The organism is Halomonas sp. 3A7M (genome assembly GCF_014897875.1).
In the GTDB taxonomy this organism is placed as follows: domain Bacteria; phylum Pseudomonadota; class Gammaproteobacteria; order Pseudomonadales; family Halomonadaceae; genus Vreelandella.
The window spans coordinates 15,965-40,934 of the sequence record NZ_JABUZD010000066.1 but is presented as its reverse complement, the minus strand read 5'-3'; the positions used below and the strand labels follow the sequence as shown (position 1 = coordinate 40,934).

Annotated in this window: 18 protein-coding genes and 1 riboswitch; of the genes, 13 read left to right on the top strand and 5 right to left on the bottom strand. The window is 53.0% G+C overall.

The window, feature by feature from the left end; translation table 11 throughout:
- Positions 1–3: 3 nt before the first annotated feature.
- Positions 4–1,023, top strand: a complete 1,020-nt coding sequence (locus INT19_RS05625) for a CobW family GTP-binding protein (RefSeq protein WP_193060057.1) — start codon at positions 4–6, stop codon at positions 1,021–1,023.
- On the opposite strand, the gene INT19_RS05620 is transcribed toward INT19_RS05625, so the two are convergent.
- Positions 1,003–4,116 (bottom strand): bifunctional diguanylate cyclase/phosphodiesterase, encoded by a 3,114-nt coding sequence (locus tag INT19_RS05620; protein WP_193060056.1) that lies wholly within the window; start codon positions 4,114–4,116, stop codon positions 1,003–1,005. The genes INT19_RS05625 and INT19_RS05620 overlap by 21 nt on opposite strands.
- Positions 4,117–4,301: 185 nt before the next feature.
- Between INT19_RS05620 and INT19_RS05615 the strand changes: the two genes are divergently transcribed.
- Positions 4,302–5,207, top strand: a complete 906-nt coding sequence (locus tag INT19_RS05615; RefSeq protein ID WP_193060055.1) for a LysR family transcriptional regulator — start codon at positions 4,302–4,304, stop codon at positions 5,205–5,207.
- Positions 5,208–5,293: 86 nt separating this feature from the next.
- Here the strand turns inward: INT19_RS05615 and INT19_RS05610 are convergent, their stop codons facing one another.
- Positions 5,294–6,811: an NCS1 family nucleobase:cation symporter-1 gene (locus INT19_RS05610; RefSeq protein WP_193060054.1), complete on the bottom strand. Its 1,518-nt coding sequence runs from the start codon at positions 6,809–6,811 to the stop codon at positions 5,294–5,296.
- A gap of 658 nt (positions 6,812–7,469) precedes the next feature.
- Here INT19_RS05610 and INT19_RS05605 point away from each other — a divergent pair.
- From INT19_RS05605 to INT19_RS05585, 5 genes are all read left to right on the top strand, one after another.
- On the top strand, positions 7,470–8,336 hold the full coding sequence (locus tag INT19_RS05605; RefSeq protein WP_089040646.1) for a nitrilase-related carbon-nitrogen hydrolase: 867 nt from the start codon (positions 7,470–7,472) through the stop codon (positions 8,334–8,336).
- A gap of 31 nt (positions 8,337–8,367) precedes the next feature.
- On the top strand, positions 8,368–9,807 hold the full coding sequence (hydA, locus tag INT19_RS05600) for a dihydropyrimidinase (RefSeq protein WP_089041008.1): 1,440 nt from the start codon (positions 8,368–8,370) through the stop codon (positions 9,805–9,807).
- Between the two features lie 37 nt (positions 9,808–9,844).
- The gene (locus INT19_RS05595) at positions 9,845–11,230 is read left to right on the top strand and encodes an NAD(P)-dependent oxidoreductase (protein WP_226916694.1); all 1,386 of its coding nucleotides are present in this window, start codon (positions 9,845–9,847) and stop codon (positions 11,228–11,230) included.
- Entirely contained in the window at positions 11,227–12,561 is a 1,335-nt protein-coding gene (gene preA / locus INT19_RS05590; protein WP_226924491.1) for an NAD-dependent dihydropyrimidine dehydrogenase subunit PreA, read from the top strand. The genes INT19_RS05595 and preA overlap by 4 nt, the downstream gene beginning before the upstream one ends.
- Positions 12,562–12,738: 177 nt before the next feature.
- A complete protein-coding gene (locus INT19_RS05585) occupies positions 12,739–13,599 on the top strand; it encodes an ABC transporter substrate-binding protein (RefSeq protein WP_193060052.1) in 861 nt (286 codons plus the stop codon).
- Here INT19_RS05585 and INT19_RS05580 read toward each other — a convergent pair.
- A complete protein-coding gene (locus tag INT19_RS05580) occupies positions 13,596–16,652 on the bottom strand; it encodes an efflux RND transporter permease subunit (RefSeq protein ID WP_193060051.1) in 3,057 nt (1,018 codons plus the stop codon). The two genes, INT19_RS05585 and INT19_RS05580, sit on opposite strands and share 4 nt — an antisense overlap.
- Position 16,653: 1 nt before the next feature.
- Entirely contained in the window at positions 16,654–17,751 is a 1,098-nt protein-coding gene (locus tag INT19_RS05575; protein ID WP_193060050.1) for an efflux RND transporter periplasmic adaptor subunit, read from the bottom strand.
- Between the two features lie 149 nt (positions 17,752–17,900).
- Between INT19_RS05575 and INT19_RS05570 the strand changes: the two genes are divergently transcribed.
- The 5 genes from INT19_RS05570 (at position 17,901) to INT19_RS05550 (ending at position 23,487) form a co-directional block, all read left to right on the top strand.
- Positions 17,901–18,521 (top strand): TetR family transcriptional regulator, encoded by a 621-nt coding sequence (locus INT19_RS05570; RefSeq protein WP_193060049.1) that lies wholly within the window; start codon positions 17,901–17,903, stop codon positions 18,519–18,521.
- Between the two features lie 218 nt (positions 18,522–18,739).
- Positions 18,740–20,005: a cytosine permease gene (gene codB, locus INT19_RS05565; RefSeq protein ID WP_193060048.1), complete on the top strand. Its 1,266-nt coding sequence runs from the start codon at positions 18,740–18,742 to the stop codon at positions 20,003–20,005.
- Between the two features lie 16 nt (positions 20,006–20,021).
- Positions 20,022–21,278, top strand: coding sequence for a cytosine deaminase (gene codA, locus INT19_RS05560; protein ID WP_089040639.1), 1,257 nt, complete (start codon positions 20,022–20,024; stop codon positions 21,276–21,278).
- A 32-nt stretch (positions 21,279–21,310) separates the two neighbouring features.
- Positions 21,311–21,478, top strand: a riboswitch (FMN riboswitch).
- Positions 21,479–21,583: 105 nt separating this feature from the next.
- Positions 21,584–22,081: a 6,7-dimethyl-8-ribityllumazine synthase gene (locus INT19_RS05555; RefSeq protein ID WP_193060047.1), complete on the top strand. Its 498-nt coding sequence runs from the start codon at positions 21,584–21,586 to the stop codon at positions 22,079–22,081.
- A 248-nt stretch (positions 22,082–22,329) separates the two neighbouring features.
- Positions 22,330–23,487, top strand: coding sequence for an RNA-guided endonuclease TnpB family protein (locus tag INT19_RS05550; RefSeq protein ID WP_193060046.1), 1,158 nt, complete (start codon positions 22,330–22,332; stop codon positions 23,485–23,487).
- Positions 23,488–23,583: 96 nt separating this feature from the next.
- On the opposite strand, the gene INT19_RS05545 is transcribed toward INT19_RS05550, so the two are convergent.
- Positions 23,584–24,045, bottom strand: a complete 462-nt coding sequence (locus tag INT19_RS05545; protein WP_193060045.1) for a GNAT family N-acetyltransferase — start codon at positions 24,043–24,045, stop codon at positions 23,584–23,586.
- Between the two features lie 125 nt (positions 24,046–24,170).
- Between INT19_RS05545 and INT19_RS05540 the strand changes: the two genes are divergently transcribed.
- The gene (locus INT19_RS05540; protein ID WP_193060044.1) at positions 24,171–24,776 is read left to right on the top strand and encodes a DNA-3-methyladenine glycosylase I; all 606 of its coding nucleotides are present in this window, start codon (positions 24,171–24,173) and stop codon (positions 24,774–24,776) included.
- Positions 24,777–24,970 lie beyond the last annotated feature (194 nt).

The window sequence follows — 24,970 nt, the reverse complement described above, 5'->3', positions numbered from 1 at the left end:
ACGTTGTCAGCCACTCGCGTGCCCGTGCATATCATTACAGGCTTTCTCGGCAGCGGCAAAACCACGCTTATCCACAGCCTAATCGAGCAAAAGCCTGTGGATGAGAAGTGGGCCATTTTAGTCAATGAGTTTGGCCAGATTGGCATTGATCAAGCGATGTTTGAGCAGCGTGACGATGTCGTCGTCAAGGGGCTCCCCGGCGGCTGCCTGTGTTGCCAATTAGCTTTTGTGCTGCAGGCTGTACTGGTCAATTTGCTCGCCCGCAACAAACCAGACCGCGTCATAATTGAGCCTTCGGGGCTTGGCCATCCAGCCGGCTTACTCGATCTGCTGCGCGGCGAAGCCTTTCAAGATGTTGTGGCCGTTCACGATATTATTGCCACCCTCGATCCGCGCCGGTTAGATGAATCCCGGGTCCGTGAACACGAGACCTTTCAAGATCAGTTGGCCATGGCCGATGCCATCGCTATCACAATGGGTGAGCAGGCCAGTACCGAACAACACGAACATGCGCAGCAGTTTGTGACGGAACTCTGGCCACCACGCAAGTGGGTTCATCGCAGTGAGCATGGCACGATGCCGCTATCGCTGCTGTTGAACAGCGCCCAGACCCGTGCCCAACAAGATACTGCTGTCCCTGATACGCACCGTCAAATGATAACAACCCCCACGCTAGAAGGCGCTTTTTTTGATACTGCTCCTCCGCTGGGCCAACCTCAGCACAAGACGGCTAGCTCCCTTGGATACACCAGCACAGGCCTTCGTTGGCACCCCAGTGAACGCTTTGACCTTGATCGTTTGGCCGCCCACTTAGGTGAGTTCCCCTCATCTGCGCGAGTAAAAGGCGTCTTTCATACCGAGCAGGGCTGGAAGCAGCTCAATCGAGCCGATGGAACACTTAGTCTCGGCAATAGCGCCTGGCGGCAGGATTCGCGGCTTGAGGTGATTACCCCCGACAATGACGCTGATACCCACACCAATTTACTGACAGCACTGCAATCATCAGGAGCGCTGTTGAGCTAAAAACGTTTTCTCAATAGCGTCTACCGGCATAGGGCGTCCAAATAAATAACCTTGAAAAGCTTGGCAGCCATGAGCCAGCAGCCACGCTTTCTGGCTCTCTGATTCGACGCCTTCGGCAATGACATCAAGATTTAAGCTTTTTGCCAGGGCAATCGTACTCTCCACAATGGCCGCATTAGCACTGCTTTCTAACACTTGATGGACAAACGACTGATCGATCTTAAGCTGATCAAGTGGCAACTGCGCAAGATACGCCAGCGATGAATAACCGGTTCCAAAATCATCCAGAGAAAAACGCACACCTTGAGCTTTCAGGCTCAGCATTTTGTCACGAGCATCGTCGCGCGCTTCCACAAACAACGACTCGGTAACTTCAAGCTTGAGGCGCTCAAGCGGTGCCTTTGTACGCACAAAAACCTGCTGTAAGCGAGATAAGAACTCACTATCGCGAAACTGCAGTGGGCTGATATTCACCGAAATCGTCAGTTCACGCAGGTGTGGCGTTGCTGCCCAGCAAGCTAGCTGACGGCATGCATCTTCAATGACCCACTCACCAACCTCATTAATCAGCCCAGTACTCTCTAAGAGTGGAATAAACTCGCCAGGTGGAACCATGCCACGCTCTGGATGCTGCCAGCGCAGCAGTGCCTCAACTCCCGTACAGTGGCCAAAGCAATTAACCTGAGGCTGGTAATAGAGGCGCCATTGGTGACTCTCCAATGCCTGCCGCAAGTCGGCTTCAAGCTTAACCCGCGCCAGTAGCGTAGCCTGCATCGAAGGATCAAAAAAGCGTATGGCACGACGCCCACTCGCTTTCGCCTGTAACAAGGCCATATCGACCTGCTGAAGATAGTCTTCGGCACTTCGCTGGCTATCGGAGACAACCGTAATCCCAACGCATGCGGTGACCATGACTTGTTCTTCAGAAAAGCTAATCGGCTCATCAAGCGCCACCAGAAGTTTCTGGGCAATATGTTCTGCTAAACGGCGTGTCTGGCGTGGGCTTCCATCGATGTCTTCAATAAGCACCGCAAATTCATCACTACCCAGGCGAGCCAACGTATCGGTATCGCGCAACATTTGGCCAAACCGCTGGGCAACCCGCTGAAGCAACTGATCGCCAGCGAGGTGCCCCAGGGTATCGTTAATATGGTTGAAACGGTCAATATCGATTACCAACAACGCTCCACAGCGCTGATGGCGGTTTAGCTCTTTAAGAGCTGTCTCCATTCTGTCCATAAACAAGCGTCGATTTGCGAAGCCCGTTAATGGATCATAAAACGCAAGCTGGTGGATCTCTTGCTCAGCGGCTTTGCGCTCACTAATATCACTCATGGTGGCAACGTAGTTAGTCAGTACACCGTCTGAATCGTAAACAGCACTGATCGTCAGCCACTCAGGGAATAGCTCACCATTTTTGCGCTGATTCCAGATTTCTCCCTCCCAACTTCCTGTGGTCATCACCCGCTTCCACAAACGACGATAAAACGCTGCGTTATGGTGGCCAGAGCTAAACATACGCGGGTTCTTACCGATCACCTCAGCATCGCTATAGCCGGTTATACGCTTAAACGTCTCATTAACTTTTAAAATATCTCCCCGTGCATCCGCCACTATGATGCCCAGATGTGCTTGAAAAGCAGCCGCTGCAATCTGCAGCTCAACTTCTGCGCGCTTCGCTTCGGTAATATCACGGTTCACCGATAACACTCCCTCAAACTGTCCAGCACTACTGATTAGCGGGCTCACGGTGGCATGAAAATGGTGTGGCTGTGCATCAATGGTCAGCGGATACTCAAATCTTTCTACTTTATGCAACTGCTGGACTCGCTCAAAAACGGCGGCAAATGCACGAGCTAAGGAAACAGGCAAGACATGTGAAAAGTGTTTTCCCAGCGCATCTTGGCTTTTAACAAGCAACTGCTCAGGGGAAGCCGCATGGATATAGTTAAAGCGCCCTTCCACATCAAATACAAAAATCAAATCCTGAATCGAGTGGACTAAGGCATCCATACGCGCGCCACGCGCTTGCGCTTCGGCTCTTGCTAGCTCTCGCTCTTTTATTCGTTCATGTAGTTGGTAAGCTAACGCAAGGCGGTTTAAGTAGTGGCGAACACCCCAAGCCCCCAACAGCGTAATTAAACCAACGACCAGCAATAACACCAGCAAACGCTGGCGCCATCCTGACATCAGCGTATGAAGGTCAACGCCCACTGTAACAAATACCGGATAGCCCCTAATGCGTTGCATGTGAAATAAGCGTTTACTTCCGTCAAGGGGCGAGATTGCGGCTAATGTCCGAGTAACACTACCGCTGTTTAACCACTGCTGTGTCTCAGGTGCATCAAGTTGGCTACCAATGAGCATTCCTTTATGGGGAGCCGGGTGCCGAGCAACCACTTTTAGACTCTCATCTATCAGCGCCATACTCTCACCGTCGTACAGTCGCATTTGCTGCAGCGCACTATTGAGGATATGCGGCATGATACGAGACATAATCACACCAGCGAAGTCGCCCTGGTCATTCACTAGACGCCTGCCATGATAGAGAAAGAAACGCTGCTTGCTTGTAGACCAAATAAGCGGCGTCATCATTTCGTCTTGGCCACCTTGTTGAAAGGTGCGGAAAAAGGCGCTGTCGCCAATCCCCTCCCCAACATCTCGATTAGCGTTACTGCTTAAACGTAGGCGCCCCTGAGGGTCCAAGACACTAACACTATCGATCAGTGGCACGTACTCGGTAAGATTGTCTAGCGCTCGCTGGACGGCAGTTGCACTTTCCGCCTCTAAACCATCCAACCCCAAAGAATTTTCTTGGTGAACTTTTAGCAGCTCGGCCAGACTAAACAAACCTTGGCTGCTCTGCCCAAACATGCCTGTTACCCATTCTGACACCACATTCGCACGGGCAATCACACGGGATTCAGCCGCATTGACTTCTTGGTGATATTGGCCTTTGAGCAACCAGCCAAACAGCGCAATCATCATACATAACGACAGAACATAGAGCGTAATAACGCGCTGCTTTTGGCGCCGAAAGCCAGGCATTACCTGGCTTTTGTTAGTTACCCGATCACTGCGAGGTAGCAGCATTATATGTAGGCCTTATTCAAATATCCCAGAGCACACCTGATACAGTATAAAAAGAACGGTGAAAGATAGACCACAGCGGCTCCTCGTAAGCGGTTCTAAATAGTGGCGCGGCTTGTTTTTGATGTATATCTATTTTCAGCAAAAAAGCTCATAAAAGTCGTTATTTTACTTAATAAGAGGCTGCCATGGCATCGTTAGGCCAAATGAGTGACTACGAAGTACGCTTGGTGCGTATTTTTAAAACGGTCGTGGAATGCGGTGGTTTCACCGCTGCGGAAATCGCTTTAGGCATCAGTCGCTCAGCCATTAGCCAGCACATGAATGATTTAGAAGGCAGGCTAGGCTTTTCGCTATGCCAGCGTGGCCGAGGTGGCTTTAGTTTAACCGAAGAAGGCACAGAAATTTACCAAGCAGGTTTGACGCTACTGACCGCGCTCGAAGCCTTTAAAAGCGATGTAAACGCATTACATCATACCATCAAGGGCGAACTGAATATCGGTATCACCGACAACTTGGTCACCTTGCCTGCCATGCATGTTACCCATGCGCTCGCCGAGCTGACAGCGCCAAACCATGAAGTCACGGTTAATATCCACATGGAGCCTTCAGATGCCGTTATTCGAAGCGTAATGGATGGCCACTTGCATGTCGGCGTAGTGCCTGCGGTTAACTTACCCTCCAGCTTGGAAACACAACTGTTGTACGAAGAGCCTTCGTTTCTTTACTGCGCAGCTGGCCACCCCTTGTTTGATGAAACTGATGAAGCATTCACAGCTGAACAAATTGCCGCTTATCCAGCGATAACGCCTCGCTACCCACTCCCTAGCGATGCGCGTAAAGCACATGATGCGTTAAATTTACAAGCGTCTGCCTCTGATCGGGAGGGCGCTGCGTTTTTGATTCTCACTGGACGGTTTATCGGTTTTCTTCCAGAACATGTTGCCGCCCAATGGGTTAATGCCAATAAGATGCGCGCCCTTCAGCCGGGTACTCAGCATTATCAGATTCCGTTTGTTCTAATCACTCGCCATGATCGCCGACCCAACCGGGTGGTCGATGCATTTTTAGGATTTGTGAAAGGCGCAAAATAGCTCACCTGGTTATGCCAAGCACAAAATAATCAAAGCTCGGCACTTAGCCGAGCTTTGATTATTAACGACGTTTACTTATAACGAGTTTATGGCAGCTTTGCCGTCTCGCTGGCCATGTGTGGTGCGGGCCCTACCTGAGAAGATGATGTTAAAACGTGGCTTGCGGCGTAATAAACAATCGCGCCAAGCGCAGAGCCGGTAAACCAGCCATAGTCATAGAACCAGTTCATGGTGCCGGTTAACAGCGAGATTAGTGTCAGAGCCACCGGCACGCCGAACGCGATAAAACCCGCCACATTAACCGCAGGATAAGCACGGTTATCCATATATAAGCTAGGCACATCTAAACGCTGCTTTTTAATTAGGAAATAGTCCACTGCCATGATGCCTGCGATGGGGCCAAGCAAGCTGGAGTATCCCAGCAGCCAGTTTGAATACATCTGTTCAAGAGACACCCCTTGAGCAATGAGACCCGCTTTCTGCAAAAGATCGTAGCCCATCAATAAAACACCCACCGCTCCGGTCATAAGCACACCGCGGGTTTGGTTAATCAGTTTTGGGGCAATATTCTGGAAGTCATTCGTGGGAGAAACAATATTCGAAGCGGTATTGGTGGAAATCGTGGCAATAATGATTAGCAACATGGCAAGCACTACCCAGAAAGGGCTTTCGATATAGCCAATCAAACGTACTGGGTCAGCAACCGTCTGGCCCACTAGCGACTCAGACGCCGCCGTTAATACAACGCCCAACGCTGCAAAGAAGAACATTGTCAGCGGTAGCCCAATCACTTGGCCAACAATTTGATCTTTTTGGCTTTTGGCAAACCGGCTGAAATCAGGAATGTTCAGCGACAACGTCGCCCAAAACCCCACCATCGCGGTTAACCCTGCAAAGAAGTAGCCATATACCGACGCTCCTTCTGGGCGCGAAGGCGGTTGCGCTAATAACTCAGTCATCGACATGTGCGGCCATGCCCACATCATTAATCCAACCCCCACAGCAAGCAGCAATGGCGCCGCTAGGGTTTCCAGCCACTTGATCGACTCAGCCCCACGAATGACCACAAGAAGATTCATTGCGCCGAAGACAAAAAAGCCAATCACTTCACCTACCCCACCCAGCGCAGCCCAAGCGGGGACCAGTTCGGATAACAGAAGGTGAATAGCCAAACCACCAAACATCGTTTGAATGCCAAACCAGCCGCAGCCTACGAGAGCCCGCACCAAACAAGGCACATTAGAACCTAAAATACCGAACGATGATCGCAGCACAACTGGAAAGGGAATACCAAATTTAGTGCCAGGAAAGGCATTTAGAGTGAGCGGAATCAGGACAATCACGTTGGCTAGAAAAATGGCAAAAAGCGCCTCCCCCACACTCAGGCCAAAGTAGGCGGTTAACACACCACCCAACGTGTAGGTCGGCACACAAATCGACATCCCCACCCAAAGTGCCGCAATGTTCCATTTGCTCCAAGTGCGCTCACTCGCCTGAGTGGGTGCAATATCTTTATTGAAACGAGGGCTATCACCTACGTCTTTGCCTACGTCGAGTTCAATTAACCCCTCTCTGTCCACCATTCGGGATGTTGAGCCAGTCATATAGTCTCCTCAGCAGTGCTGTTGCCCATTATATTCACGGTGTCTGTCTTTTAAGAGCAATAAGCGTGCCTAAAACAAAAGCACAAACACTAACCTATTGATCAAAAAGCTGACTTATCAGGCAGGCATACACATACCTTTAGCGTGATTGTTGTTATTCGCCTTCCAGCTATTAAAAGCCATTAATAAGCGTAGCTATTTAAAAAAAATCCGCACCAAAAAGATGCAAAAAAAACATCAACACCCAAAATAAAATAACACAAGCATATGTTTTTAAATAAAAAACAAAACATCACCAATATCGAACAACACTTCACAAACTTAGCAAAAACATCACTAAAAATAATAAAAACATTAAAAAATCAAAGAGTTAAATCAATCAAGTAAAATTATTAAAAAACACTTGAAACAACACCTCATAAAGGACTATGTTCAAAAAGCTGTCAAACATGACAACTTTATAAACAACAATAAGACGCTCGCTTACCCTCGCTTGTATTACGCTATTTTCAAAGCACGTTTCACAAGCAAGGCTAAGCGAAAAAGGCACAGTAAGACGCCGCTGCACGCCACGTAACCACAAACTTGTTACTTGACCAGTAACGTACCGACATGCGTACGCATGCGGTTGGCGCGTATGACTTGAGAGGGCTGTTCTATGCAGAAAATGAAAATTGGCTTAATTCAAATGGGTCTCAAAACCAGCACTGATTTAGACCCTGCGGCGATCCGCGATGCGATGAACGAAGCGCACCTACCGATGATTCAGCAGGCCGCCGAACAGGGTGTGCAAGTACTGTGTTTTCAAGAAGTCTTTAACCAGCCGTACTTCTGCCCAAGCCAAGATGGCAAATGGTATGCCGCCGCAGAGCGGGTTCCAGAAGGTCCCACGTGTCAGATGATGCAAAAACTGGCTGCCGAACACCGCATGGTAATTATCGTGCCCGTGTATGAAGAGACAGAGACCGGCGTTTACTACAACACCGCCGCCGTGTTTGATGCCGACGGCAGCTACCTCGGCAAATATCATAAAACTCATATTCCTCAAGTGGCCGGTTTTTGGGAGAAATTCTTCTTCAAGCCAGGCAAATCAAACTGGCCGGTCTTCGACACTGCCTACGGCAAAATTGGTGTTTATATCTGCTATGACCGCCATTTCCCCGAGGGCTGGCGTGCGTTGGCACTCAACGGTGCTGAGGTGATCTTCAACCCCTCCGCTACCGTGGCAGGGCTTTCCCAGTACCTATGGGAGCTTGAGCAGCCGGCTTCCGCTGCGGCTAACGGTTGCTTCATTGCCGCTATCAACCGCGTGGGCACAGAAGCACCCTGGAATATTGGCAACTTCTACGGCTCCAGCTACATCGTCAACCCCCGCGGCAAAATCGAAGCCCAGGCCAGCGAAACGGAAGACGAGCTACTAGTGCATGAAATTGATTTAGACATGGTGCGCGAGGTGCGCAATAACTGGCAGTTCTTCCGTGATCGTCGCCCCGATGCATACACCCGCCTCACTGATGGTGAGTAGCCCTGTTGATGAATCATACGAGGACTGCATGATGAGTTTATTGATCAAAGGCGGCACCGTCGTCACCCATGCCGATACTTACCGCGCCGACGTTCTGTGCGTCGACGGAAAAATCCACGCCATCGGCACCGACCTGGACCTCCCCGACAACTGCGACATCATTGATGCCAGCAATCAGTTAGTAATGCCCGGTGGCATTGACCCTCATACCCATATGCAAATGCCATTTATGGGCGCAGTGGCTAGCGAAGATTTCTACACCGGCACCGCCGCTGCTATGGCGGGTGGCACCACGACGATTATCGACTTTGTCATTCCAAGCCCAGGCCAATCACTCTTAGAAGCCTTTGAGACGTGGCAAGGGTGGGCGGAAAAAGCGGCTACCGATTTCGCTTTCCACGTGGCAATCACCTGGTGGGATGAGAGCGTCAAAGAGGAAATGGGTACCCTGGTGCGCGAACATGGAGTGAATAGTTTCAAGCACTTTATGGCCTACAAGGGCGCGATTATGGCCACTGATGACATATTGGTGGAAAGCTTTTCACGCTGCCTGGAATTGGGCGCGGTACCTACGGTACACGCCGAAAACGGCGAACTGGTTTACCACATGCAGCAGAAACTACTGGCCCAGGGCATTACCGGGCCGGAAGCTCACCCACTTTCGCGCCCACCACAAGTAGAAGGTGAAGCCGCCAGCCGAGCGATTCGAATTGCCAGCACGCTAGGCGCGCCGGTTTATCTGGTACATGTATCCACCAAAGACGCCGTCGATGAAATTGCCTATGCCCGCCAGCAAGGCCACCCAGTATTCGGCGAGTGTCTGGCAGGACACTTACTCATTGATGACAGCGTTTACCAGCATCCCGACTGGGCAACCGCCGCGGCCCACGTAATGAGCCCACCGTTCCGCCCCAAAGGGCATCAGGAAGCGCTTTGGCATGGCCTGCAGTCTGGCAATTTGCAAACCACTGCCACTGACCACTGCTGCTTCTGCGAAGAGCAAAAAGCCGCAGGCAAAGATGACTTTACCAAGATCCCTAACGGCACAGCAGGGGTAGAAGATCGCCTTGCAGTGATATGGGACGCAGGCGTTAACAGCGGCAAGCTCTCGCCCCAGGAGTTTGTCGCAGTGACGTCTACCAATACCGCCAAAATTTTCAACCTGTACCCTCGTAAAGGGGCCATCCAAGTGGGCGCCGATGCCGATATTGTGGTGTGGGATCCTAATGGCACACGTACGATCTCCGCCAAAACTCATCATCAAAATGTCGACTTCAACATTTTCGAGGGCAAAACGGTGCGCGGTATTGCTCGCCACACGATTAGCCAAGGAAAGTGGGTATGGCGAGACGGTGAACTGCACGCCGAGCGTGGTGCTGGGCGCTACTTAAAACGCCCCGCCTACCCAGGTGTGTTTGAGCTACTGGCTAAACGTGCCGAATTAAATGCACCGGTAGCCGTAACGCGCTGAACAGCTCCTCAAGAAAAGAAAAAAGCCAACAGGAGAGATGACCGTGAACCACTCACTTGACCACCTGCCTAGCGCACAAGAGGTCGGCACCTACGACCCACCGACACTGGCAAGCAACTTTAGCGACCTCCATCCGCCGTTAACCCACCGCCAAGCAATGATCGAAAGCCAGCGCTGCTTGTACTGTTTCGACGCCCCCTGCGTTGAGGCATGCCCATCGGATATTGATATCCCCAGCTTTATTCGCCAAATCAGCGAAAACAACATTAATGGCGCCGCAGAAACCATTCTGGAAGCCAACATTTTAGGTGGCAGTTGCGCCCGGGTGTGCCCCACTGAAATCCTCTGCGAGCGTAGCTGTGTGCGCAACCATGACGCAGAGTGCCAGCCAGTGTTAATTGGCCTGCTGCAACGCCACGCCACTGACCATATGCAGTTCGAAAGCCACCCGTTCAAGCGGGCGGCTAACAGCGGCCGCCATATCGCCGTGGTAGGCGCGGGGCCCGCCGGCCTTTCCTGTGCCCATCGCTTGGCGATGCTAGGCCATCAAGTGACCATTTTTGAGGCCGAACAAAAACCAGGCGGGCTGAATGAGTACGGTATCGCCCGCTATAAGATGACCGATGATTTCGCCCGTAAAGAAGTGGAGTTTCTACTAGAAATAGGCGGCATTGCGCTTCAGTACGGCCAGCGCCTCGGTGATAATTTGTCGCTTGCGGCGCTGCACCAGCAGTTTGATAGCGTTTTCCTCGGTTTAGGTCTTGGTGCCAGCCGTGCCCTAGGGCTCACTGGAGATGATGCTCCCGGCTTGATGCCCGCCGTTGACTACATTAAAACCCTGCGCCAAACCAAAGACCTAGAGAGCTTACCTGTCGCCAAGCGCTGCATTGTGATCGGCGCAGGCAATACCGCCATTGATATGGCGACTCAAATGGCCCGGCTTGGCGCAACAGAGGTAACACTGGTCTACCGCCGCGGCACAGAGGCGATGTCTGCTACCGATCATGAGCAAGAAATTGCCAAAGCTAACGGCGTACGCATGGTGACGTGGGCCCAGCCAGACGAAATTTTATTGGATGACCAAGGGTGCGTGGCGGGTATGCGTTTTGCCAAGACCCACGATCAGGCTGGTCAGTTAACACCCACTGGTGAAACATTCGACCTTGCCGCCGATGCCATCTTCAAGGCGATTGGCCAAGGCTTTGATAGCGCTAGCCTGACGGATGAAGCCGCCAGAGAGCTTGCCCGCGACGGCGAACGTATCCAAGTTGATGCATTCTTCCGCACCTCAATGCCCAATGTTTACGCGGGTGGCGACTGCGTCAACTCCGGCCAAGATCTCACCGTTCAAGCCGTTCAACACGGCAAACTGGCTGCCCATGCCATTCACCAAGCGCTTGCCGCCAAGCAGGAGGCCGCATGAACACACTTCCTTTCACACCACCGGGTAACAAAAACAGCGGCGATAGCGTGGTGAACGGCATTGACCTGTCGGTGAACTTTGCGGGCATCAAAGCCCCGAACCCGTTCTGGCTAGCCTCTGCCCCCCCCACCGATAAAGCCTATAACGTAGTACGCGCCTATGAAGCGGGTTGGGGCGGCGTCGTCTGGAAAACCCTTGGCGAAGAGCCACCTGCGGTGAACGTCTCTTCACGTTACTCTGCTCACTATGGCAAAAACCGCGAGGTGATCGGCTTCAACAATATCGAGCTCATTACCGATCGCTCGTTGGAGATCAATCTTCAAGAAATTACCCAGGTGAAAAAAGACTGGCCCGACCGAGCGCTGATTGTCTCTATCATGGTGCCCTGTAATGAAGAAGCCTGGGCCTATATTTTGCCACTCGTGGAAGCAACGGGCGCAGATGGCATCGAGCTCAACCTAGGCTGCCCTCATGGCATGCCGGAACGCGGTATGGGGGCGGCGGTCGGCCAAAATCCCGATCTGATCGAAAAAGTTGCCTACTGGTGTAAGAAGCACTACTCCAAACCGGTGATTGTAAAACTCACCCCCAACATTACCGATATTCGAGTGGGTGCCCAGGCCGCGCTACGGGGTGGCGCCGATGCGGTATCGCTGATCAACACCATCAACTCGATCACCAGTATCGACCTGGACAATATGGTCGCCAAACCCACGGTAGGCCACCAGAGTACCCACGGTGGCTACTGCGGCAGCGCCGTGAAGCCTATCGCGATGAATATGGTGGCAGAGATTGCCCGCGACCCGGCAACGCCAACGCTGCCGATTTCCGGTATCGGCGGTATTTCCACCTGGCGGGATGCGGCAGAATTTATCACCCTGGGAGCAGGCAGCGTGCAGGTATGTACCGCTGCAATGCTCAACGGTTTTCGCATTGTAGAAGAGATGAAGGATGGCCTTTCACGCTGGATGGCAGAAAAAGGCTACGACTCTATTGAATCGTTCTCGCGCAAAGCCGTGCCACAAACCACCGACTGGAAACATCTGGACATCAACTTTAAAACCATTGCCAAGATTGATCAGGACCTGTGCATTGAGTGCGGTCGCTGCTATATCGCTTGCGAGGATACCTCCCACCAATCGATTGCCAAGCTCACCGAGCAAGATGGCGCACGCCGTTACGAGGTAATCGAAGACGAGTGCGTTGGCTGTAACTTATGCCAAATCACCTGCCCAGTGGAGAATTGCATCACCATGGTGCCTCAAGAAACCGGCAAACCATTCCTAGCCTGGGACAACGACCCTCGCAACCCCTTCCGTGTCGCTTCATAAACTTGTCCTATAAACGCCTCATCACAACCTAGTCTTCATAGCACCGCCCTCCTCTGTGAGGGCGGTCACGCTTTGCGCAACAGCTTGTTCCGCTATAAGAAGGCGACATAGCGTCTCTTCCCTTGAGACTATGAGAAACTATCGCATATAAAATATTTTCTCATAAAAGGAACTACGATGAAGCCTACCTTGTTCGCTACTACATTCGCCACAGCCGTGCTGTTTTCAGCCGTTAGCGCAAGCGCCCATGCCGAGCAGCGCCTCGCCACCTTCGACTTAGGCAGTCTAGATACGTTAGATGCGCTGGGCTTAAGCGAGCAGGTGGTTGGCGTCCCCAAGCAGAGCCTGCCCGCCTACCTAGAGCAATACGCTAGCGACCGTTATAGCGATATTGGTGGCCTACGCTCACCGGACATGAAGGCCATCAGCGCTAGCGAACCTAGCCTGATTCTTTACACTGGCCGCCAGGGCGATTGGGAAGAAGAGCTTGGCGATATTGCACCGCTACTTAACACCAGTTTGCAAGGCGATAACTATCTCGCCGCTTTTGACGACAACGTGCGTGAGCTAGCCAGCCAATTAGGGGCGGAAAGTGAAGCTGACGGGGCACTTGCAACGCTCCATACAGAGATTGATGCGCTACGCGAAGCACTCAGCAATGCCCCCAGGACACTGGTCGTCACTCACAACGGCGGCAACCTGATGCTTAACCAACATCCCGTCGTTCACGATGTGCTAGGCGTGGAAGCGCTCAACATGCCGGAGAGTGTGACCTCAGAAACCCGTGGTGAACGCACCTTTACACCGCTTTCTGCTGATGCCATTGCCGACATCAAACCAGACGTTGTGCTGGTCATTGATCGCAGCGCCGCCATTGGCGATGAACCTGCGGATGCCGACCAACTGCGCCAAACACTAGCCGAGGCAGGTACTACCCCCCAGCTAGTGATGCTAACCCCGGCTCTGTGGTACCTCTCCGGTGGCGGCCTACAAAGCTTAGCGCTACAAGTTGAAGAGGTCGCTGCTGCGCTGAATTAAGTGCTCGATGAATCCTCATGAATCTTGATCTGGTAAAGCACGCAATAGATCACCGGTAGCACGATAAGGGTGAGCAGCGTGGCAACACCAAGCCCACCAATCAGCGCGACCGCCATGCTGGCGAAGAATGCATCACTAATCAGCGGTATCAGCCCCAGCATGGTGGTTAGCGCAGCCATTGAAACGGGTCGCACGCGGCTAATGGCGGCGCGCACCACGGCGTGATAGCGATCTTTGTGCAACGGCAGTTGCACATTGATCTCTTCTACCAGAACAATGGCATTCTTGATCACCATCCCAATCAAACTCAGCGTGCCCAGCAGCGCCATAAACGAGAAAGGCAGCCCGGTTAGCAGTAACGCGGCCACTACGCCGACAATGGTCAACGGCACCAAAAACCAGATCGCCAGCGGCTGACGGAAATTGTTAAACAACACCACCGTGATAATAAACATCATCACCAAGCCAAGTGGCAACGATGCAAACAGGCCGCTCTGGGCTTCACCGGCGGTCTCAAATTCACCGCCCCACTCAAGCCGATAACCGGGTGGCAATTCAAGCGCTTCTACTTGAGGCCGGACCTGAGCCAATACGCTAGCCGCCGTCACACCACTGAGTGGGTCGGGTTCGCCATACACCGCCAGCATACGCTCTCGGTCACGGCGCATGATTAGTGGATCTGCTACCTGGGTCGTCACATCACGCATCACTTGATCAGCCGTGATGTAACGCCCCTGTTCGGCGCTCCATACGTTAAGCGACCCAACGTTATCGATATCGTTGCGCTGCTCTGGTATCGCTCTAGCGACAATCGGAATCAAGTCGCTGCCGTCACGGTAGATGCCCACCTGACTACCACTCGTACTCAGCGCCAGTGTGGCCGCCAAATTCTCGCGCGTAACGCCCAGCCGTCGCGCTGTGTCTTCGGCAAAAATTGGCACCACGGCCTGAACACGGTTACGCCATTTGGTGCGGACACTGACCATATTGGACGTATCACTAAACAGTGCCGCGACTTGATCACCTAGCTGGCGTAATACGGCGGGGTCGCTGCCGTAAAGCCTAGCTTCGATCTTGGCTTTCGGGGCAGGGCCAACTTCCAGCGGGGCAATTTTATAGTCGATATCGCTGTGATCGCGCTCAAGTACCGCTTCGATATCCGCCATGCGCGCTTGCTGTATCGCTTTGTTATCGGTTTCAACAATTAGCTGTGAATAACTGGCATAGCGGTCTTCCGGCGCATAGGTCAGGGTAAAGCGCTGGGCACCGCCGCCTACCACAGTGGTGAGATGGCGGACACCCTCCATCTCCATCACCACCTCTTCCAACTCTGCAACCCGCCGTTGGGTTTCCAGAATATCGGTGCCTTCCGGCGTGCGGTAATCAACAAAGAAGATGGGCGTATTTGAGGCAGGGAAAAAGGCATTTTTGACGGAACCAAAACCGACAACCGCGCCTGCCAGTATGACCATCACCAGACCAAGTGTTAGCCAACGCAGCCGGATACCTGCCACAATCACGCGGCTAAACAAGCGGTACACCACTCCTTTATAAGGATCTTCATCTGTGCTGCTAGGCGCCACATTGCGAAACAACAGTTTGAAATAGAAAGGCGTGAGCGTCAGCGCTGTCAGCCAACTTAGCAGCAGTGAATAGAGCAACACATAGAACAGCGAGCCGATAAATTCACCGGTGGTATCTGGCGACAACCCAATCGGTGCAAAGGCGGCAACTGCAATCAGCGTAGCTGCCAGCAGAGGCCATGCGTTTTGTCGAACCACCTGATGCGCCGACTCACGAATACTTTGGCCACGCTTTAGGCCTACCAGCATGCCTTCAGTGACCACAATAGCGTTATCAACCAGCATCCCCAGCGCTATAATCAGTGCCCCCAGCGAGATTTTTTCCAATTGCAAACCGTGAATGCGCATCAGCATAAAGGTGCCAATAATGGTAATCAGCAGAATAAAGCCCATTAGTAGGCCGCTGCGCCAGCCCATAAACAGCATGAGAACCACAATGACGATGGCAACCGCTTGGATCAGGCTGACTAAGAAACCGGATACCGCCTCATCTACCACGCTCGGCTGGTCATAGACCACATTGAGCTCCATACCCAACGGGGTGCGTGCCTCCAGTTCGTCAAGCCGCTGTTCAAGTCGGGCACCTACTTCGACCACGTTGACGCCGCTTTCAAACGAGATGCCCAAGGAAATAGCCGGTCGCCCCATATCGCGATAAAGCTGCTGTGGTTGCTCGGTCAAGCCACGGGAAACCTCTGCGATATCGCTCAGCCTTACCAGCTCGCCGTTACCTTCACTAACGATTAACGCGCGTAAATCCTCAATATCGGCGGAACTACCCGAAGGCGTTACTCGGAAACGCTGCCCCCCCTGCTTCAAGTGACCCGAGTCCACTACGGCATTTTGCGTATTCAGCAATTGCTGGAGTGAACTTAGCGGAATGTTCAGCGCACGTAGCCGCTCTCGGTCGACTTCAATGAAAATGCGCTCCTCTCTCACCCCCGCCAGCGACACCTTTTCAACGCCGTCGACCAAGGCGAGTTCACGCTTAAGGAACTCGGCTTGGCTTTTCAAATCGGGCATGGCATAGCCATCACCGGTCAGGTTAATCATCAAGCCGAACACATCGCCAAAGTCATCGTTAACTCGTGACTGGCTGGCGCCTGGCGGCAAGGCGGCCTGCGCATCGCCAACTTTACGGCGCAACGAATCCCAAAGCTGCTGAAGTTCATCGTTTTGCACCGTGCTTTGCAGCTCGATGGTAATTTGAGAAAACCCGTTAGAACTCACCGAGCTGATACGTTTAATCGCGGGCATTTCCTGAATGGCTTCTTCCAGTGTCGAGGTGACTTCCTGCTCCACCTCTTCTGGCGTAGCACCAGGATACTGGGTGGTGACTAGCGCATTGCGAATGGTAAATTCAGGAAACTCAAGCTGCCCCATGCCAGTGAAAGCGAGCGCCCCGCCGAAGAGCAGTACCACGGTCATTAAATAACTAGCGGCCCGGTGGCGTAAGAAGTAATCAACCATCTTAGAGCCCCTGTTCCTTTTCCCATGGTGTTACACGCATATCAGCGCTGACACGATGGGCTCCCGCTGCCACCACACGATCATTCGCGGCTAGTTCGCCACTCACCTCTAACCCCTTAGAAGTTAAACGTCCCACCTCGACTGGCACCGCCTCTAAACGGTCCGGCGCCTGAAAACGCCACACCACCGCCTGCTCCGAGTTCTCACCTGGATAGCTAATGGCGTCAGGCGGCAAATGCCAAACAAGACTTTCAGACGCGGGTAATAGTTGGCCTAAATCAAGCCGCACGGTGGCGCTCATGCCATCAAGCAGCGTGATATCGTCGGGCTGCGGTAGCCGAAGCGTTACCTCATAGGCCAAACTTTGGGCGCTGGCCTGGGTGGTATAAGACGCCAGCTGCGCAAGGTAAGGTTTTTCGCTATTGCCAAACCGCACTTCAAAGGCCATCGCCATTTCAAACGGGGTCACCTCGTCGTTGCGCGGTATCTGCTGAACGATTTGCTGCGGTAAATGAAAGATCACATCAAGCTGCCCTGGCTGCTGAATCACCGCCACGGTTTCCTGCACCTGGACAATCTGCCGGTTATCTACCGGCACCTGGGCAATCACACCATCATAAGGTGCGCGCAGTTGGGTATTTTCCAGTTGCTCTTCGGCCTGTTCAAAGGTCGCCCGAGCGGCACGCAACTCCGCCTCTGATTCATCAAACCGTGCTTGGCTAATCGCTCCACGCTCTAGGGTATAGCGCATGCGTTCGTGAGTGGCCCGCGCTAGCTCTAAGCGCGAACGAGCGCTATCTAATTCACTGCGCATATTACGATCATCAATACGCGCGATCAGGGTGCCTTCCGTTACCCGCTGATCGGGAGTCACGTTAATCTCTAACAGCTCACCCGCCATGCGAAACGATAGATTGCTGCGTGTAGTGGCTTCAACGCGCGCAGGAAACTGGCGCTGCAGCGCGGCACCAGACGCTTCTAATGTCATCAGCTTCACCGGCCGAGGAAGAGGTTCATTCTGGCTCTCGGCATAAGCGTCACCTGTTGCCAGCAGCAGGGCCAGCAGCGCTGGAAGCAATCGAATCACAGTGTTACGCACAGCGGACTCCTCGGTGGTGTTATCAATACGCAGTCATAAAAAATTCACTGACATTCATGAATGTCAGTGAATGTGTATACTAATCGCCTACTGGCGACTTTGCCATTCAGTAATGCCAATATAAGTGCACTTTTTTGTTAGGAGCCGCTATGTCACGCCGCAAAGCTGAGGCTGAACGCACCCGCGAGACCATTCTTGATGCTGCAGAAGCTCAGTTTCTCGCTCAAGGGGTTTCGCGTACTACATTGGCCCATATTGCCGCAGCAGCAGGCGTTACCCGTGGTGCGATTTACTGGCATTTTGAGGATAAAGCGGCGGTATTCGATGCCCTGCTAGAGCGTGTTCGCGTGCCGCTCGATGAAATTGTCGATGATGCTGTTCTGCGACTGGGCCACACCCCCACCAAATGCCTGCAAGAGATTGCCCTGAGTGCGCTTGGCGCTATCTGCCATAATCTTCCGTTACAGCGCGCCGCCACCATCGTGCTGCATCGCTGCGAAAAGCTGGAAGATGATCATCCACGTATCAGCATGATCACTCGGCTTTCTGAGCATGCCGAAATGCAGGTTGAGCAGCTGTTTGAGAAAGCCCGGCAAACCGGCCATCTACGCGCTGACCTCACCCCCGCCAGCGCCCGGCGCCAGTACCATAGCTTTTTAATCGGCATTTGCTTTGATTGGTTACAAGACCCGCAGCAATTCTCATTAGCAGACGAGTACGAGAGTATGATCGAAACGTTAATGCGGGGGTTGTTGGAGAGTACGCTTTAAACGCCTTGGGGAGCTAAGCTTGGCACGCAGGTTGCTTATATAACAAGGGAGCCTCTGATTAATGTGATGAGCGCAGGCCAGACAAGGAAAAAATCAACGAAAAAGCGGAGTTTACGGGTTGTAAATGAGCATTTTGAGGCGATTTTTAACGCAGTATGGCCAAGCGCAATAGTTAATCAGAGGTTCCTAGGATAATAATACTCACCTGGAGTCTCCCCATGCACCACTCTGACTATCCGCTAAGTGAAGTCCCCACTAGCGCCCGTAAGGGCTTGCTCTCCACTTCCGTTGTGCTACTCGGCTTTACCTTTTTCACTGCCACCATGTGGGCCGGTGGTTCGCTTGGCCAATCGTTCCCGATTGGCCAACTGCTCTGGATCATACTGGTGGGTAACTTGTTGCTGGGCGCATACGCGGCAGCTCTTGCTTACATTGCCTGTAAAAGCGGCCTTAACTCCGTGCTGATGGGACGCTTCTGCTTCGGTGAAAAAGGCAGCAAACTTTCCGATTTTATTCTCGGCTTTACGCAGATTGGTTGGTACGCCTGGGGCACCGCGACGATTGCCCTAGTGTTAGTACGCACCACAGGGATGCCTGAATGGCTGGAAATCCCCTTAATGGTGCTATTTGGGTTTGGTTTCTGCGTGACGGCCATGATTGGCTATAAAGGTATGGACTGGCTTTCGCGCTTTGCCGTGCCCGCCATGATGCTGTTTATCTTGATTAGCCTGTTCACCGGGCTGGTGGATGCACGCGGATTTGCCGGACTAAGCCAGCAAACGCCCACGGAAAGCATGAGCGTGGCGGCAGCGATTACCGTCATCATTGGCACCTTTATTAGCGGAGGCACCCAAGCGACTAACTGGAGCCGCTTCGCCAAGACGCCGAAAATTGCCGTGATCGCGACTCTGGCGGCTTTTTTTGTGGGCAACGGCTTAATGGTGCTGACCGGCGCACTGGGTACCATGATTTACCAGCAGGCGGACATCGTCGATGTATTGATCGCGCAGGGCTTTGTCACCATCGCGGTGCTGATGCTGTTTCTAAATATCTGGACCACCCAGGACAACACCATCTACAACTTTGCCGTAGCGGGCTGCAATTTGCTGCGTACCGAGAAACGCCGCTTAGTCACGGTGTGTGGCGCAGCGATTGGTACCGTACTGGCAGTAGGCGGTATGTATAACCTACTGATTCCCTTTCTAGTACTGCTAGGCACCTTTATTCCTCCCATGGGCGGGGTGATCATGGCGGACTTCTGGCTCAAACATAAAGGCCGCTACCCTACTCTGGAATCCACTCAGTTACCCAATTTTAATCGCCGAGGGTTAGCCGCCTATGCATTAGGCGCTGGAGCCGCTTACCTCTCCCCGTTGCTCCCCCCATTGGTAGGTGTCGTGGTAGCGGCAGTTAGCTACGCTGTACTGCTTCGTTTAAACCACGCTACGCTAAGTGATACTTCCCCTTCGACTGCCAAACAATAAGTGAGTCACTAATTATATGAGCATGCAGATCATTAACGCCCGCCTACGCCAGCGCCCCGAGCTTTACCGGCTTGAGATTGAGAACGGTACGTTCACAGCGATTACCGCTCAAGACGCGCCACAAACGGCGGGGGATGGGCAAATTGATGCGGGCGGCAAGCTGCTTTGCGCGCCGTTCATTGAACCGCATATTCACTTGGACGCCGCGTTAACGGCGGGCGAGCCAAGCTGGAATCAAAGCGGCACGCTGTTTGAAGGCATCGAACGTTGGGGTGAGCGTAAGCCCATGCTCACCGAAGCGGATATTCGCGAACGCGCGCTTAACACCCTGAACCTGTTGATAGGCAACGGCGTCCAGTTTGTGCGTACACACGCTGACACCAGCGACCCCAGCCTAATCGGCATTAAAACCCTATGCGCCTTGCGCGATGAATTGAAAGATAAAATCGATATCCAAGTAGTCGCTTTTCCGCAAGATGGCCTGCTTTCCTACCCCGGCGGCGACCGCCTGATGGAAGAGGCGCTGGAGATCGGCGCGGACGTTGTCGGCGGCATTCCCCACTTTGAGTACACCCGAGAACTAGGCGTCGCTTCCATGAAGCGGGTGATAGAGCTAGCGATCAAATATGACCGTTTGGTGGATGTGCACTGCGATGAGATAGACGACCCTAACTCGCGTTTCCTTGAGGTGCTGGCCTGCGAAGCGCTGTTTAACGACTTAGGCAGCCGCGTGACCGCTAGCCACACGACGGCGATGCACTCCTACGATAACGCCTACTGCTCTAAGCTGTTTCTGCTGCTCAAACGTTCGGGCATCAACTTTGTCTCCTGCCCCACCGAAAGCATTCACCTGCAGGGACGCTTTGATAGTTACCCAAAACGTCGTGGTGTTACCCGCGTAAAAGAACTAAACGCCGCGGGCATTAATGTCTGCTTTGCCGAGGATTCCATCTTCGACCCCTGGTACTCGCTGGGTAACGGTAAGCTGTTGCGGACGCTCGATTTTGGCTTGCATATCTGCCAAATGATGGGCTATCAGGATTTCAGCCAGGCGCTGTCGCTGATCACTGACAACAGCGCACGCACACTCAATATTGAAGCGCGTTACGGTATCGAGGTCGGCAAACCCGCCAGCTTCAACCTGCTGGAGGGTGAGGATGACTACAGCGTGCTGCGTACTCAGGGCGAGGTGCTACTTTCCGTTCGACACGGTGAGATCATTATGCAGCGCGACCCCGCAAAGATTACGACACCCCCGTGGCTTGGTATTTAGAAAAAGCGTAATATAGCCGGGCTGATAATCAGCAAAGTTCTCAGGGCGGGGTGAAAGTCCCCACCGGCGGTGATGATGGCTGAATAAATTTTTGTCATCTAAGCCCGCGAGCGCTCAAGGCGGTTTTTTATTTCTTGAGGTCAGCAGATTCGGTGAAAAGCCGAAGCCGACGGTGATAGTCCGGATGAAAGAGAACGGTACCTTAGACACGCAACTTTAAAAGTGGCTTCAGCCACCTTTTTCGGTTGCCTGACGACCGGTCCCGCGTGCCCTGATTCTGGTACAACTTATCCAAGAGAATGACCATGAATCAGACATTTCCGCTAACGCTTTCAACACACACCACGGCCCAGCGCATTGCGTTTATTCAAGGCCACTGGCATCACGACATTGTCGAGAAGGCCTATGAAGCATTTATCACTGAAGTAGAACGCTGCGGTCTTAACGCCGAACAAGTGGACATCTTCACCGTATCAGGTGCTTACGAAATCCCCCTTCAGGCAAAGGTACTCGCCGAAAGTGGCCGCTACGGCGCCATTGTCGGGGCCGGCTTTGTGGTAGACGGCGGCATTTATCGCCACGACTTTGTCGCCCATGCGGTCATTGATGGCTTAATGCGCGTGCAGTTAGATACGCAAGTACCGATTATCTCGGTCGTCTTAACACCACACCACTTCCATGAGCACAGTACGCACCACGACTTCTACACCCAGCACTTTGTTACTAAAGGGAAAGAAGCCGCCCAGGCGTGTCTGAATACGATGGAAAACCTGCATCGAGCGCGCAAGCTAAGCAACGCATAAACCTGTATTGCACTTAAAAAGCTGTGTTGTAAGTCACTGTCGTTTGAGCCCGGCTGAACGCCGGGCTTGGCACGCCTAGTCAATATATGAGTGCTAATACTTTAGAAGATGACTGCTCATTAGCCATCATTGCCGTTATTTGATCAATTTGCGCGTCAAACCTCGTACTTCTAGTGCGAGGAAGGATAGCGCGAGGCGCGTCGCGCCTCTTGGTTGACCGGCTATTTATACCGCGCTAGATTTTAAGTGTGAGCACCGTACACCGCGCCTACCGTTATCGGTTTTATCCCACGCCTGAACAAGCCGAACAGCTTGCTCGGACGTTTGGCTGTGTGCGGTACGTCTACAACCATTTCCTGCGCCAGCGCACGGATGCGTGGTTCGAGCGCCAAGAGCGCATGGGCTATAACGCTACCGCCAAAGCCCTCACCACCCTCAAGAAACAGCCGGAGACGGCGTTTCTGGCCGAGGTGTCCAATGTCTGCTTGCAACAGTCGCTCCGGCATCTGGATCGGGCGTTTAGCAACTTCTTCAAAGGCCAGGCGCGGTATCCCACCTTCAAGAAAAAACAGCGCAAGCAGTCAGCCACCTACATGGCCAACGGCTTTCGCTGGCGCGATGGCAAGCTTTGGCTGGCTAAGCACAAAGCCCCGCTTAACATCCGCTGGAGCCGGTATTTTACCAGTCACCCCACCAGCATTACCGTCAGCTGTGACACGGCTGGCCGTTACCACGTCAGTTTCCTGGTAGAAGAAGCCATGACGCCGCTGCTGGTGACACCCAAGATGGTGGGTATTGACCTGGGGCTAACCCACCGCGTCATCACCAGCCACGGTGACAAAATCCCCAATCCACGCTTTCTACGCCGCACCGAGCACAAGCTGGCGCGAGCGCAGCGCCGGTTGTCACGTAAGCAAAAAGGCTCCCACAACCACGCCAAGGCGCGGCTTCGTGTGGCGAAGGTGCATGCCAAGCTGGCCGATCAGCGCCGTGACACCACCCATAAACTCTCTACGCAGCTTATTCACGAGAACCAAGTCATTGCCGCCGAGAGTTTGCAGATTAAGAATATGGTCAAAAACCGCAAACTGGCCAAGGCCATCAGCGACGTGGGCTGGCACCAGCTCACCCAGCAATTAACGTATAAAGCAGAACGGTACGGACGCGATTTCGTCCAGATCGACAAGTGGTATCCCAGCTCGAAACGCTGTTTTCACTGTGGTCATATCACCGACAACATGCCGCTGAACGTACGCACCTGGGACTGCCCAAGCTGCGGCACCCAAGGCATTGACCGCGACGTAAATGCCGCTCGAAATATTTTGCAATCGGGCAAGGCGATGTTGGTGGGCGCTGACAAGCTCCGTCAGCACGAAAAGACTACCGCAGGGCTTGCGGGAGGTTAAGCCTGTGGAGCTTGTGTAAGACCAGAGGTGCCATCACCAAGGGCAACGGGCTGCGAAGCAGGAACCTGGAAGGCGACAACCAGGAATCACCGTCCTTCAGGGCGGTGAGGAGGTCAAATCCAGCAGATAACCGTAAAACGCCGTGTTGCGCTGCCAGTCCAAGGACTCATAAAGGTGCTGGGCGCGCTCATTCTCTACCTGCGTCATAAGGATTAAGCGCGCGACTCCATGCTCGCGAGCCAGCTGGGTGGCGGCTTCCATTAACGCCCTTCCCGTGCCCTTATCGCGACACTCCGGCAACACAAAAAGATCATTTAGCGTCCAACGCGCATTCAAGCCCACCGTGGAAACTCCAGGATAAAGTTGCACGAAACCAGTGAGATTACCGTCACTATTTTCACTCACTAAAATGCGCGAATCCGCCAGCCCAAAGCGCTGACGCAAGAAATCCCGCGCCGCACCGACATCACTCGGCTGATTATAGAACTGCCGATAGCCATCCAATAGCTCGGTTAAGACATCAAGATCGTCAATGGTCGCTGCGCGAACCTTGGTCATAGTGCTACCTCCTGAACGTATTACGTAGTGGGCTGGCTACTTTCCAACACGGGTATTCGAAACATTCAGTAAACAACGTATCGCCAATGGAATACAGTATGTTTAACACAATCTGAGGCGTTACTATGTCCGACTTTATTGCCCCTGATAACCTGCCACGCTGCCAGTGGTGTGGCGGTACCGCCGAATTTCTGCCCTACCATGACAACGAGTGGGGGTTTCCGGTGGTTGACGACCAGCGGTTATTCGAAAAGCTCTGCCTGGAAAGTTTTCAGTCGGGCTTAAGTTGGCGCACCATTCTCAACAAACGCGAGAACTTTCGCGCTGCCTTCCATCATTTCGACTTCCATCACGTTGCCCGCTTTGGCGAAGAGGATGTGCAGCGCTTGCTGCAGGACGCGGGCATTATTCGCCATCGTGGCAAAATCGAGGCGGTGATTAACAATGCCCAACGGGCGCTGGAAATGGTCAAGCAGGAAGGTTCACTGGCCACATATTTCTGGCGTTTCGAGCCAACCCTCGACTCACTTGCCGCACCACAAACTCAGACCACCTCGCCTGAATCCATCGCACTGGCTAAAGATTTGAAAAAGCGCGGCTGGAAATTCGTTGGTCCAACCACTGCATTTGCGTTTATGCAGGCGATGGGGCTACTCAATGATCACTCGCTGACGTGCATCACTCGAGAACAAGTCGAACAGGCAAGGCAGCAATTTCAACGACCAAAGTAGCAACAGAGGCACAAGACACTATACTTTTTGCACAAACGTGCCATGCCCAGATGGCCGGCCTACGTATTCGCTGGGTGCCGTCTTGTAGTAGGGTATGATTTTTACACACTCATCTATACACCGAACAGCAAGGGGACATCACGTTCCCAATGGGGTCAACGTGGTCCAAACGCTCCCTTCTCACACAGAATCCC